We start from the raw sequence: 14,073 nt of genomic DNA on the forward strand, positions 1-14,073 counted from the left end.
TGTGACAGTTTGGGGTGCGGAATGTGGGTTTTATCTTTAATTTCACCCTGCAATTTATGAGAATCCAATAATTGTTTTAAAAGAGTTTCTGCTGCTATGGCTGATAATCCAGGTACTTTAGCTAATGCTGATAAGTCAAATCTAATTAACGGAAAGTTTAACGACGGCTGGGGCTTGCTAAATATGCCATATTTAAATGTAGCAGCCATTTTCAATAATAATTTTTCTGAATCTTTACAACCATCTTCCATACGGGTTTCTAATTCAGCTTCTAAATCAGCAAATGTAGGCGGTTGATTAGTCCATGTTGATTGTTGTTTCTGAAATATTCCTCTATTTTCGTAACAGCTTATAAAACAGTTCAACAGTAACCCCTGCTGATTATCTCCCATTTTTAAGGATTTTCTCAGGATTGATGAAACTGCTGATGTAAAGAGTACCCATAATTAAATCCTCAAAATAGGTGACAGTAGACAGGTGACAGGTAACAGTAAAAAGAGTTTTAGAAAGGTTTTTGTATCAAGTATAAATTTCTCAATTTGCTTCTTGATAACGTCCAACTTTATCAGCAACTTGGGGCAAACATCGAGAATAAAGACTACAACCATCACAGCGTTTTGTTTTGACAGCTTTTGGCATAGCACCTGTAAACAGTAAGGTTTGGATAGCTTCAATAGTAGCAATGGTAATACCTCGTAATTCTGGGGTAATTTCTACTAACTTCCGTTGATGAGTTTGAGCATAATAGATATAGCCAGTATTGATATTTTTTCCTGTCATTTCCTCCAAACACAAAGCTTGAGCGCAAACTTGTAATTCATCATTATCCCATTCTCCCCTGCGTCCTCTTTTATATTCAATAGGGTAAAATTCGCCATTTTCAAACTCAATTAAGTCAGATTTACCGATAAGTTTATATTGATCTGATTTGAGATAAATCGCCCGTATTTGGTAAGTTTCCTCACGGTTTTGTTCTCCGACTGTGTGAACTCGTTCATGTAAACTTGTACCCTCAATAGTATATTGATTATCAATGAATTCACCTGCACAATGAATCAACCAACAACGATGAGGGCAATAGGAATATTGGTTTAAAGAAGCGATACTAACGTAATCATCATCAGAGGTGACAGGTGACAGGTGACAGGTGACAGTAGGAAGAGAGTTAGTTAGTTCGTTTTGAAACATAATTAATTAAAAGTGGTAAAAATTGATAGGGGGAAGAAAGTTATTTATGGTGTATTTAAGATTTTCAAACGAAGAGAAGTGAGCATTTTACTAATTTCTATAATCAGCGATAATGTAGGATTTGTTTGTTCTGAAGTTAGATAATTTAATCTAACAGCAAGCATTAAAAAAGTTTCTGTTTCCATTAATGAACCCTTAGCTATAGATAAAAAATGTGCAAAATCGTTTTTAGTTGTTCCTCGTGCATGACCTTCGGCAATATTAGCTGGAACAGATGCAGCAGCGCGAGTAATTTGTGAAGTAAGACGATAAATTTCTGTATTTGGAAATCTAGCAGCTAATTGATAGATATTCACTACCATATCCATTGATTTTTGCCACACAATTAAATCTCGATGTGATTCAATCTTCATAAATAACTCCTCTTCCCTTATTTACTTTTGCCTCTAACCTATTAACTCTCCCTCTTACCTTCTTTCCTCTTCCCTGTCACCTTATTACTATCACCTGTCACCTCTTCCCTGTCACCTTATTACTATCACCTGTCACCTGTTCCCTGTCACCTTACTACTATCACCTGTCACCTGTTCCCTGTCACCTGTCACCTGTTCCCTGTCACCTGTCACCTGTTCCCTGTCACCTGTTCCCTGTCACCTGTCACCTGTTCCCTGTCACCTGTCACCTGTTCCCTGTCACCTGTTCCCTGTCACCTGTCACCTGTTCCCTGTCACCTGTCACCTGTTCCCTGTCACCTGTTCCCTGTCACCTGTCACCTGTTCCCTGTCACCTGTCACCTGTTCCCTGTCACCTGTTCCCTGTCACCTGTCACCTGTTCCCTGTCACCTGTCACCTGTCACCTGTTCCCTGTCACCTGTTCCCTGTCACCTCTTCCCTGTCAGCTTCTCCTCACCATTCCCATTCCCATAGTTGTTTTTCTACCAACACCAGCATATAAAGCAAAATCAGCTAAGGCGTTAATTTGCTTAATTGCCGTTGTTTCTACATTGCCAAGAATGCGATAACTAATTTCACCTAAACAACCAATAAATTTGTTGTCATAGTTGCTAATAACTTCAGTATTGATATTAAAAGCACTAGCATAAATTGATTCAAAAGAAATATTGGTTAATTCAATACCGCTATATTTATGCCACCGATTTAGTAGACTATTGAAAACAGACTCCCTTGTTGGTAAAACATTATCAAATTCACCTTGACGAAAAGCTACAGGTGTAGAAAAGATGAAATTAAGATTGCGTTCTTTCTCACTTGCTTGTTGATAAAGTTGATGATAATTACAAGCATTTGCCCAAGGTTGATTAGATTGGGGTGTACCTTGAATGCTGGTAATATATAAGTTGGCTGAACCTAAGTGCCAAGGTTGTTTGGGGTTTATATTTAACCATAAAGGTGTGAGTTGACTAAATAAATTGTCATTTAATAAAGAAATACGCCACCAACAAGAAGTACCAGCAGGAATAGAGTTTTGATAGGCATATTGTAAGGTATAAGATTGGGTTTTATGTTTGTTTTCTACCTGCAATGGGGAGAGAGTAAAGGCTTTATCGGCGTTTGATTCGTGTAAATAGTCTCCTAATTTTCTATCAACAGAACTCACTAGGTTAAGAAATAAGGCGTGGTAATGTCTACCTGTGAGAAAATTGGGGTAAATTGGAGATTGGGGGACGATGTTAAGGATGAGACTATGGGGCATAATTTTTGCAGTGTGGCACAATTTGTAAATAGATAATGAAAACTAAGAAAGATTCAGACTATAGAACGTATAAAGTAATTAACATTGAATAAAGAGTAAGACAAATGACAGTTGATAATTATCTTGAAGCAACAGCACTTAGTAAAAAGTTAGAAACCAGTTTACCAATTAAAGTTAAGGTGGCAAAAGAATTATTGAAAATGCTGAAGACAAGAGGAGACATAATAAATCCAGAGAAAGAATTTGAAGTTGATTGGGTAGCTTATTCTGGGGATGAAGGTGGGATTATGTGCCGATTAGTCAGCAAGAACGATAATCCCGAAGATGAAGATAAAGCACTATATATAGTGTCTATTACCCATCTCAAAATAGATCCAGATCATCCTCATGCTGAAGAAATAGCAACTTATCAACGTGAGCGAAATCGCAAGTTAATGTTACAAAATCGTGGTAGTTTGATGACTGAATTAATGCCTTTACGCTCTCCTAAAACAAAGAAGAGCGGTAAAGGTTTTGGAAAATAATTAACTCCGAAAACGGTATTGCATTAACTTGGGAAGTTTTACATTTTTGATATCATCAAAATAGTAATATTCCCCTTGTATTTGCACATTTTGAATCAGACTTACTGGTGGCATATTTACCACATCATAGCTAATAACTTGATTAGTAAACATGACATCCAAAGGATTTAAAGGATGAGTGCAGGTAAATAAATCAGTTTTGATTTTTGGTTGTGGTAATTTCTCAACCGTAATTTCTGCTTTACTCATCCATTTACCTAAACGAATCCATTTAGGTAATTTGATCTCTTTTTGAGAAATTAGAAAGAACTCAAATTGACTTTCTGGTGCAATTTCCTTTGCTCTACCAAAACTGGGAATATTCTTTTGGGTTTTTTCCATTTCTACATGGTAGTTATTATTTGCATATTTCCATGTATTGAGAATAGATGAATGCCTCAGAGATCGAGCCGGAGTTATATAGATTCCTTGTTCATTTAAAGGAGTTAAATGTGCTTCATATTTTGGTACTTGTTCGGGGCAGAAATAGCGATAGGAATCTTCTTCAGCAACGGTTGTTGAGTAGATTTGACTATCAACTAAACCAAGGGCATAACAGAGGGCGTAGTTATGAATTATTGCCTCTGTTTCGTATAGTCTGCCGATTTCACGGGTGGCAAAATAGAGGCTGTCATGTAGTTCTAATTGACAACGGTAGATAAACACCATTTTTGTTACTCCGCTTTAGCATTTTTACCTGCTTTTGGCTTTGCGGTTTTTGCTTCTTCAGATTTACCTTTAATATGCTTTTTAGCATAAGCCTTAGCTTCATCATTAGCTTGTTGTAAAAGTGATTTAATTCCTGCTTCGTTATTTGTGAGGTTTTTAACTTCATTGACTAGAGGTATAAAAGCATCACCAATTAAATCTGTATGCACAATAAATTCATCATTCATTAAATTCTCAATTGCACTTTTAGCCGATGTAATTACATCATCTTCATCTAAAGGATCTGGGGATTTGAGGGTATTATTAGCCTTCATTTGATCGTATATGGCTTGAGTCCACCGCAGGTTACTGGTAATTTCTCCATCAGCAAAAATCACACCGACTAATTCATTCCTAACGCGACCTGTGCGGGTTGTTTGTGCGCCATAATGACGAGTTCTGAGAATGTTATTAAAAACATAAAGAAAACTAGCTTCTGTGGGGTCTTTCAGTGTTACAATACTAGGAAAGAAAACTTGTGGTCTAATGTGATCTTGTTGATTAATTCTGCTAGTAACTTCACCAGCTTTAGAACCACTTTCTCCTTTAGAAGCCATTGTACCATTTTCAAAAGGAGCATTCAGAGTAAAGGTTTCATGAGATTCATCAAAAGCTGTAATTGAAAATGCCGTATCTACCACTACTTTTGATTTTTCTGAACCAGAATCACCAATAGCAAAACCGTAAATTATACAATCAGGATTATCCATTGCAAAAGATACGTTATATTCACATTCTTCTGCTGTCATGAATTCATATTTACGGAGTAATTCTCTACCTACTAATCTTTCTGGTGTTGACTGTTTACGTTTGAACATTGAAAGACGGCTAATGGTATTTTTATCTTTGACTCCAGCCCTTACCCGTGCTTTATTAAGTTCGCTATCTGTTTGAAATAAAGGATAAGATTCAGTAATGCGAACGGTGAGAAAGTGGGCATATTTTCCCATTGGTTTATAGGGAATTTCTGATTGAAATAATTTAGCGTCAACGGTTTTTAAAAGTGCCATGTTTTTCTCCAAAATGAAGTGCGGAATGTGGGTTGATAAAATTGTTGGTAATTGTTCGTTGGGGTAGGGGTTTAGCAATGCTAAACCCCTACGATTCATTGTCAGTATTTGCAGAGTTTTGAGAGTTTTCCTTATCATCTTCTAAACGGTAAAGAAATTCACAGGTATCTCGAATTAGATTCAATTGACGGCCTGCTAACCGGGCGCGATCGCTCTTAAAACACCCCTCAAAAACATCCTCTACAAAATACCTTGCAAACTCTAAAACAGCTTGTCTTTCTTCCTCCCTTTTACTCATAATCCAACGTCCTTCAGCAGTAGAAGAATGTACCCGATCCATGAGTTTAAAAACCTCTGCCGCTACAGTTGAAGTTAAAACTTCTCCACCAAACATACATAAATCTGCTTTGAGAATAATATCCGCAGCAATATCAATGGGTTTTAAAACAGCATTAGCTTTAGGATTAAACCTTTTATTAGCTCGATAAAAACGGCGATAAAGTTCCGTTAAATTTTTAGGATGATTCAAAGTTGATTTCTCTTCCACAATTAATTTCTCCTGAGTAGAATCAAATTTTGCATAAGGGTCAAAACAAGGGTAAAAATGATAGGTGTAAAGTTTGATTTTCTCAATTCTTGCTGTCTCAAGTTTTTGATTACGCACCCATTTATTCAGATAAGAAAAGACATGAAGAGGACTGGTTTCAAAATCCTTGGATAATTCTGTAAATTTACCCCAATTAGCATCATAGCCAGTCTTACCTTGCTTTGCATTAACATCTAAATGGATAGCGTAAGCAGCAGTTAGAACATTTAAAGGTGCAGGATATTCAATACCGGACTCTTCCCAACCTTCAAGAATATAATCAAGTCTGAATCTATCTCTTTTTACCAAAGTTCTAAAAGCATGAGGCGCACTATCCAGAAATACCGTTTCTTCAAATTCTGCACCATCATTAAATGGGGGAATAGGAGACTCAGAAACCACAGTTTTCACATCTAAAATCATCGGAAAAGCGAACGCTAACCAACTCGGCATTACCCAAGATTCTGTATCAGTGCTATCCCTTCCAGGAGGTAAAGCCATGAAATAAAAAGTTAAAGGTTGATCTTCTGGATAAGAAAGTTTAAAAGTGCGATCTTTTTCACTATCTAAATTCTCATCAATTAAGAAACTATCCACACATTGATAATTTTCTTTGGTTAAATCAACCTGTAAATCTTTACTAATGAAATGATTACGGATGCTAGTATCAAAACGAGTTTGAGCAATGTTCATGTAAGCTTTTTGTAAAAACTTATTAGTTTCTGGGGTAAAGTAATAAGTTGGATAAAAATAGAGATAGCGATATTTCCCATCTTCAAATCTTTTTCCTACAGCTTGAGTTTGATTCATGAGAATTTGTCTCAGCATCATTTCTACACCCGCAATACTAGAAATATTGCGTTTAGCGTTAGAACCTCCTAACATTTGTTTATTTGTATAAACTTGAGGTGTAAATAAAACTGCTGATTCCATCTGTTCAGTGACAGTATAAGCTGAATGAGAAATTGAGCAAATTAATTGTTTACCTCTCCCTGATTTTTTCGCAGCATTATAATTAGTCAACTCATTGATAAAATTATCAATTTCCGTGGTGACAGATGTTAGTTTATTGGTATGAGGTAACATGACAACTCTTGATACCCACAACCTTAAATCATCCCAACCATCAGGTAATTGATACTGTGCCAGAATTGGGGAAATTAAATCTGTTAAGTAATAAATTACCTGTTGACAATTTTCGCGGACATCTTCAATACCTGGGTGTTTTTCTAAATATTTAGCCGCTAGATAATACCATTCATAAGGTACACCTCCTGTATTACCTTTGAGTTTTTGTTCTTTCAAACTTTCATTAATGCGTTGAATTTCTCGAACCTGCGGTAAATATTCTGTTAAATTCCAAAATTCCGCGACTTTGTGAGTTAAATCAAAATTTGGAACTTCTGGTAATTTTTTATCTTTCTTCCTTTCAGTTTCAATTTTATTAACTATTTCATCCCAAATTTTGCGAGTAATTAAATCACCAAATTCGGCAATTTGATCAATACGGATACTATCATCAAACTTAAAATCATAATCAGGAGATAAAACATTCTGTTTTTGGAACTTCACTAAATTCTCACTACGACTTTTAGCAACAGAAGGTTTATTAGTATTGAGAATGCGTAAAGTCGCATCTAAAGCAACTTGCATTAAACCTGGAGATTCAAAAAACAGGTTGTAATATTCAGCATATTTCATTCCTTTTCCATCTCTACCAAATCCCGTTTGTCTGAGTTTTAATTGACCAGAACAAAGGGATTTAATCTTATTAACTACCATATCTGGTAATATTTCTAGTGAGATAGGAGGAGCATCACGCAACGCTAGATAAATTACCCCTGTTGGTAGATATAACAAAGGTTGATAATATGTATTTTCAGCAGTATTTAAGTTAGTGTGAGCTTCAATTACTGCATTATTAACAACGTTGGTTAAAACGCCTCTATTTTCGGCAATGTGATGATAGGTAAATTTCAATTTACCATCACTGAGACTGTGGAGAATTTCATTAAGTCTCGTATTTTCTGCATCTTGGGGATGTTTGATAATTGAAGCGAGAGAATCAGCTAAACAGGTTAAATCACATAAACTGCGAATAGTTCGGTCTTTAAGAACAGGATTTAACCCAAATTCTGAAAAGTTCCAGTTAGTATCCCAGCGTCGTTGTGCATTATAAGCCATACACAACAAATCATCAATATATTCTTGATAAAGTTCGGGATTATCTGGATTGATAAATTTATCAAGTCCTAATTGTTTGACTTTTTCATCAATAATTTTGCGATGTTCATCTAAAGGTAACTTGCGACATTCTTCAGGTGCATCTGGGAATTTTTCAAAATCATGTAAAATAAAGCCAGCAATTACTAAACGTCGTTCTTTATCTTTGACTACTCTTTTAACTGTGGTATCCAGTTGTTCTAATCTTTGCTCAATTAAATTTGCTGGAAATAAGCCATTAAGTAAGTGTGTATTTAAAGATTGGTCAGCAGCATTATCACGTCTAACTTTTGTTTTACCTTCTGCTTCTCGTTTTTCGTCTATTTCATCAAAGAATTTACCACCTTTAGCAGTGACACCAATAGCTATTTTTAGCAAATTGGGTAATACATATTCGCTAAAATCTGCCATGACTTGATCATGAGGATTTTGCGATTGTATTGCTTCTTTTAATAACTTGAGTGTGAGTAATTGTCCTTTGGTTTCAATAGTTCTATCACTATCACTATCAAAACCAAAATCACTTGATGAGAAAACATCATCTGAGATTTCATCATTTGAATAGATTTCCGTTTCTAAAAGTGATAATTGTTGATGTTCATTTGCATCTTTACTTTTTTTAGGCATTGTGTTCTTCCAATGAAATTAAATAGGAGTTTATTTGTCTGACGTAAAGGGGATATTGCTTTAAAGCAAAATTAATTGCTTTAAAAACTTGATTTGGATCTATATCATCATATTGATAAATTAGGTGTTTTATGAATTCTGTTGATGATGCTAAATTTTGGGCTAATTCTGGTGTAATTGCTTGATATTTAGCAACTTCAATAAAAGATTCAAAATTAGTAGTAGAATTTCCATGATTTAATCTTGACAAAATATGGTGATTAATATCTATTGCGGTTTGAGTTATTAAATGTAAGAGTCTTTCTGCCAGAAGTTGTTGAGAATAATCAGCTAAAAAATTATCAAGGCTTAGAGAACGAAAATTTTCTAATGTCTTGTAATATTTTGTGATTAAGTTTGTTTTAGTCACAATTAGATAATTAATTTTCATGTTTTTATCCCAAATAGTGTTTATTCAAAGCCTTCTAGTAATTTAGCAATCTGTTCAGGATCAGGAAGTTGATTTTTTAGTTCTTGAGGTAATTGAGAAACTATCTGATAAGTGGCTACACCAATGGGTTTATTAGAATCTTTGAGTGCATATTCCACAATAGTTCTCTGTTTAGATTTACAAAGAATAATGCCAATAGAAGGATTTTCATCTGGTAACTTTACCGTGTTATCTAAAACAGATAGATAAAATTGCATTTTGCCAACATATTCAGGTAAAAATTTACCAATTTTTAATTCTATTGCCACCAAACACTTTAAACGGCGATGATATAATAGAATATCTATAAAATATTCTTCATCATCAACTTCTAAGCGATATTGACTACCAATAAAAGCAAATAAACCACCCATTTCTTGTAAGAATGGTTCAACTCTTGTCAAAATTGCTTGTTCTAGCTGTCTTTCGCTGTGTTCATCTGCTAATTCCAGAAAATCAAAAGTATATTCATCTTTAACAGCTAGTTTTAATTGGTTACGTATCTCTGTTGGAACTGTTTTATTAAAGTTAGTTTGATTGAGCAGAGTTTTTTGATATGTTTGATTTTCAATTTGGTGAATTAAAACATTTTTTGTCCAACCAAATTTACGAGTCATCTTAATATAAAATTCTCGTTCTAAATCATCTTTACATTTTTCTAAAATGACTACATTGTGAGTCCATCCAATTTCTGCCACCAATGGTGGCAGAATTTTCTGAGAGTGGTAAGTTAGGTAAAAATCTCGCATTCTCCAAATATTGCGAGTAGAAAAACCACTAATACCTGGAAACTCTGCTTGTAAGTCTTTTGCTAACTGTTCTACGACTGATTTACCCCAATTAACATTCTGTTGTCGGGTAACAATCATCTTGCCAATATCCCAGTAAAGGTTAATCATTTCTCGATTAACTGCTTTGAGAGCATCGTATTGGGCTGAACGAATTCGTTGTTGTACTTCCATAAGTAGATGTCTGTAATTATCAGAAATTGAATTATTCATGATGGAAATATTTCAACGAAGTGATTCTTTCTAGTAATGTTTATGGTTTAGTTATTTAGTATTTATTTTGGTGCGTTACGCTATGGCTAACGCACCCTACTAGCTAGTTGAAATTAAGGAGTTTGGTAAACCAAGAAGTTTATATTTCCAAACTCTTTAACACATTACGCAGCTAATTCCATCAACTCTAAATGAGTCAAGTAGATTGTCTGCGGAAATAAATTTAGTTCAAGTTGCTTATAGAGACTTGGTTGTGGTTGTTGAATTTCTTCTACCAATTCCAGTACATCCTCAGTTACAGTAGATTGTTCTGAGGTATAAGCTTGCAAGTCAAAGAGTTCCATCTGTTGATGGTTGTCCATATAACTCTCCAATTAAATTGTTTACTTGGAGGCTTCTGACTAGAAATAAGAAAACACTGCGGGTCAGAGGAATAAAATATTGTCCAACCAGTCTCCGTTCCTGCACTCAAGCGTTGAAGCCACACTAGCTGATGATAGCATAGTTTTTTGGAGAACAGTATCAGAAGACCATTTAAATTTCTTGCATCTGATTTTATTCCCTGAGAAATTAATGTACAATCTGAATCAATACCTTAGTCAAATTACGAGGGTGAGATGATAATGCTTTAACCATGAACTCCCGTTCCTCGCTCTTGCTTGGCAAAAACAATCACCCCTAAAAATTCCTTAAAGGTTTCCGACAAGGATTTTTTAAATGTATTGACGGTAGGATAAGGGTTTTAGATTCTAAACTACCTTTTCATCGAAACGCTTATATATGATTATTTTTGCCGTTTTTGCCAAAAATTATCAAGGCTCTTATTTTGGCAATAGTATTGCTGAATTGAAAGATTTTATGGGCAATGAGTAACCCCTATTAGGGATTGAAACTTCCGCTACTGTTCTCAAGCGTTTATGCCTTACTGCCCATATCAGCAAGCTGGAGAATAAATCAACAAAAGCTTGCTTGACTCTATAACCCCTATTAGGGATTGAAACTGTATTTACTATTGAATGTTTCCCTGTTAAATTTCCTAAAATTGACGGTAGAAGCGAAAACCTCAAGCAATCCATATCTCATCTCCTTTGCTTTTGAAAGTATAAGCAAGCGTATCTAGTAGCAGCGCAGATTGACCAAAAGCTATAGAATAGGGCTGAGTTGATTCATGAATACTGTATTGATCACTGATGGGATAAAGTTGAAAGTGCATAGGTAGCCTTAACCGCATCCGCACTTCAGCAACTGGACGACGAATTACATAACAAACTAACCCCTCTTTTTTCAGCTTTTTATCAATTTGACCTATCCAAGCATTATCCGGTTGCCATACTCCCACCCCTGTTAAAACCTGTACTTTCCAAGCGTCAGCTATGGGTTGCAAGTCTCCAAAATAGGTAAATTTCCAGTTCAACCGTTCCTCACGGTAGGAACGTAACTTGATAAATGCGAGACAATGAGCAAATCTACCTTTAGCTATGGGTTGTCCGGTTTGTTGGGCAGTTTCTTTTAATGTCCGTATGAATTCTGCTTCCGTCCACATTTCTATTTCTAAGTTGCTTAAAATTCCCGGTAAATCATAAGTTTTAAATCTTTCTGCTTCGTTAATTTCTGTCAAATCATATAAACCACATTGCAAAGGACTAGAACCACGAAAACTCGCTGCATCTTCAGCAATGGGATTTCCTGATTTACCTGACATTTCTTTCCAGTTTTTAGCCCATCCTGTAATATGTCCAGCTTGTGATTTTAAACTTGTATTAAATACTTGTTCACAGGCTGTTTGGAACTTTTCTCGACTTTTAGCATACTGTTGTTTAATAGTGCGATCGCTCAATTTACAACATAACCAAAATGACTGCACAGCACCCCATCGGCGATAATAACCATGAAAATCATTGATTTTACGATATTGCTCTTTTATAGTTTGTTGCAAAAATGGACGATCATAAATATTATCAGTTTCTAATGGTGGTGAATCTGTTTGAAATAAACGCTCAACTAAAAAATTAGGAACTAAAGCATAAGCTATGAAATTATCAAACTTAATTTCTTGACCATTTTTCTCATATCCATCATGTCTTCCTAATCTTCCCAATCGTTGAATAAAGTTACCAGAATCTGATGATTCAAAAATCAGGAAGTTAATTTTAAAATCAACTCCCACATCTATTGTACTTGTACCCAGAACCAAATCAGCCACAAAACTTAACTCTTTTTCTCCTTTACTTGATAAACCTGTATTTTCTCCCACTATTAAATTATCAGATTTTAAAAGTTCCTGAAAAAACGGAGTTAGTCGCTTAACTGCTGCAATTGAATTGAGAATAATCGCACCTTTACTACCTGGGTATTGCTGAAATTGAGATATAATTAAATTACTATTTTCTTTTAGCCAAGTTTCAGAAGCTTTAAAACTCGGTTCTAAAGGCATAAAATTGAGTGCAATTCCTCGCGTTACCTGTCGCCATTCTTTGGACTTAAGTTGCACTTCTTGTTCTGGATCATCAGGAAATTGATATTTATTTTCTTCTAAAGGATTAATTTCTTGACAACGAAATCCGGCTACTTCTAATCTGCTGATTAAATCTCTATCGGGTGTAGCTGAAAGAAAGAGAAACTTTTTCCGGCGGTTTGTACAATGAATCAACAGCATGGTGTTAATTACGCTGGCAATTTGGGGAGCAGCAAAAACATGAAATTCATCAAAAATAAATAAATCAAAGTTTTTATTAACTCGCCCCCAAAGTTTATCAGGACTATCATCATGGCTTAGATATGCTCCATGATGTAAGTAGTGGAAAATATCAGGATTGGTTAAAAGTATTTCAGATTGTACTACACGAGTTAAAAGTGCAGCACCTTTTTTTAATTCTTCGTTTTCCGCATAAATTTCTAAATCAGCCCCATTCAATCTAACTACACGAGGTTGATTTCCTGGTTTAAATATATCAATATATCCTTTAATTTGTGCTTCTTGATCACGTGCTAATTCATTAGTTGGGTAAAGTCCAATCGCGGAAAATTCACCTTGAAGAACTTCTAAATAAGCAGCTAAACTTTTACCATCTCCCGTCATAGCAGTGTTGAAAACTACATCAATATTTGGATCGCGCAAGGCTTTTAAAGTTTCTAATTGATGCCAAGATAAACACCAACCATCTGGTAATTTAACCCCATCAGGTGTGGGGACGGTTTGAGAATAAACAGGTTTGAGATGAATACTGTAATTTTCTGACATACCCTTAATAACTTATTTCAATTTCTGCAATCATTAGTTGCAATTTCTAAGTGAAAATTAAAAACTGTCCGTAACTCGTTGTTAAAATCTATAATGACACTCAAAATAGAAGTTGACAAGATAAAGTAAGTATAAAGTACACGGACACTTATAATGAGTCGAAAAGGTCAGTCTATCACTTTGTCGGTATCAGAACGTGACAAAGCCGAACTAGAAGCGATTCCTACGGAGCGCTTCGCTATCGCTCTCGAATTCGGGATGATGTGGGGAGAAGATCCCAATATCTCCAAACTTATCAAAGCGATCGCTCAACATGAGTTAATCATTGGCAAAAATCATGACTGGCAGGAATCACGTATCCGCGCCTTACACCGTTGCATAGGTGCATTAACAGACATCGGACAAGTGGAACAAGCGCAGATTATCGCTAATTTGCTACTCGAACGCAGTGAATTGTCCATACCAATGCGAAAAGAAATTGAAGGGGTTTTAAATAATTCACTCCCATCTTGGCGGTTACAAATTGACCACTATATCTTGCGTCAACAACCGTTTCAACTTTCTTATCAAGATGCAACAGAAAGAATATTAAATTATACGGTTCACTATGCTAAGATTAGCCCCCATGAAAAACGCCTCTATCTTGATTGCTGGTGTGAGGAAACATTAAATAATCATGACATAGAAGAACTACAGCATAACTGGTGCTTTCGTTCAATACTGTAGCCAAATTACGAGGGTTC

11 protein-coding genes and 2 pseudogenes are annotated in these 14,073 nt (G+C 35.4%); 2 read left to right on the plus strand and 11 right to left on the minus strand.

The genetic code is table 11. The annotated features are described in order from the left end of the window. The 4 genes and pseudogenes from FJR06_RS20135 to cas6 all read right to left on the minus strand — a co-directional run. Positions 1-365: pseudogene (locus FJR06_RS20135) on the minus strand (ATP-binding protein); the annotation flags it as partial. Between the two features lie 169 nt (positions 366-534). Further along, on the minus strand, positions 535-1,188 hold the full coding sequence (gene cas4 / locus FJR06_RS20140) for a CRISPR-associated protein Cas4 (RefSeq protein ID WP_168652136.1): 654 nt from the start codon (positions 1,186-1,188) through the stop codon (positions 535-537). A gap of 44 nt (positions 1,189-1,232) precedes the next feature. Continuing rightward, positions 1,233-1,601, minus strand: a complete 369-nt coding sequence (locus FJR06_RS20145) for a four helix bundle protein (RefSeq protein WP_168652137.1) — start codon at positions 1,599-1,601, stop codon at positions 1,233-1,235. Positions 1,602-2,083: 482 nt separating this feature from the next. Next, positions 2,084-2,902: a CRISPR-associated endoribonuclease Cas6 gene (gene cas6, locus FJR06_RS20150; RefSeq protein ID WP_015081718.1), complete on the minus strand. Its 819-nt coding sequence runs from the start codon at positions 2,900-2,902 to the stop codon at positions 2,084-2,086. Positions 2,903-3,006: 104 nt separating this feature from the next. On the opposite strand from cas6, the gene FJR06_RS20155 reads away from it, so the two are divergent. Then, positions 3,007-3,426 carry a hypothetical protein gene (locus FJR06_RS20155; RefSeq protein ID WP_168652138.1) on the plus strand — a complete coding sequence of 140 codons (420 nt, stop codon included), beginning with the start codon at positions 3,007-3,009 and terminating at the stop codon, positions 3,424-3,426. On the opposite strand, the gene cas5d is transcribed toward FJR06_RS20155, so the two are convergent. From cas5d to cas3, 7 genes are all read right to left on the minus strand, one after another. Then, complete coding sequence (cas5d, locus tag FJR06_RS20160) at positions 3,427-4,134, minus strand: type I-D CRISPR-associated protein Cas5/Csc1 (RefSeq protein WP_168652139.1); 708 nt, start codon at positions 4,132-4,134, stop codon at positions 3,427-3,429. It abuts the gene before it with no gap. A gap of 5 nt (positions 4,135-4,139) precedes the next feature. Next, a complete protein-coding gene (gene cas7d / locus FJR06_RS20165; protein ID WP_015081721.1) occupies positions 4,140-5,183 on the minus strand; it encodes a type I-D CRISPR-associated protein Cas7/Csc2 in 1,044 nt (347 codons plus the stop codon). An 88-nt stretch (positions 5,184-5,271) separates the two neighbouring features. Then, complete coding sequence (gene cas10d / locus FJR06_RS20170) at positions 5,272-8,619, minus strand: type I-D CRISPR-associated protein Cas10d/Csc3 (RefSeq protein ID WP_168652140.1); 3,348 nt, start codon at positions 8,617-8,619, stop codon at positions 5,272-5,274. Further along, positions 8,612-9,028, minus strand: a complete 417-nt coding sequence (locus tag FJR06_RS20175; RefSeq protein ID WP_235082158.1) for a DUF86 domain-containing protein — start codon at positions 9,026-9,028, stop codon at positions 8,612-8,614. The genes cas10d and FJR06_RS20175 overlap by 8 nt, the downstream gene beginning before the upstream one ends. Positions 9,029-9,069: 41 nt before the next feature. Next, complete coding sequence (locus FJR06_RS20180; RefSeq protein WP_168652141.1) at positions 9,070-10,089, minus strand: YhcG family protein; 1,020 nt, start codon at positions 10,087-10,089, stop codon at positions 9,070-9,072. Between the two features lie 164 nt (positions 10,090-10,253). Continuing rightward, positions 10,254-10,451: a hypothetical protein gene (locus tag FJR06_RS20185; RefSeq protein WP_041458712.1), complete on the minus strand. Its 198-nt coding sequence runs from the start codon at positions 10,449-10,451 to the stop codon at positions 10,254-10,256. A gap of 701 nt (positions 10,452-11,152) precedes the next feature. Next, complete coding sequence (gene cas3, locus FJR06_RS20190) at positions 11,153-13,330, minus strand: type I-D CRISPR-associated helicase Cas3' (protein WP_015081726.1); 2,178 nt, start codon at positions 13,328-13,330, stop codon at positions 11,153-11,155. Between the two features lie 153 nt (positions 13,331-13,483). Here cas3 and FJR06_RS20195 point away from each other — a divergent pair. After that, positions 13,484-14,044: pseudogene (locus FJR06_RS20195) on the plus strand (WYL domain-containing protein); the annotation flags it as partial. Positions 14,045-14,073 lie beyond the last annotated feature (29 nt).

Origin of the sequence: Dolichospermum sp. UHCC 0352, from assembly GCF_009711925.1 — a bacterium.
Taxonomy (GTDB): domain Bacteria; phylum Cyanobacteriota; class Cyanobacteriia; order Cyanobacteriales; family Nostocaceae; genus Dolichospermum; species Dolichospermum lemmermannii.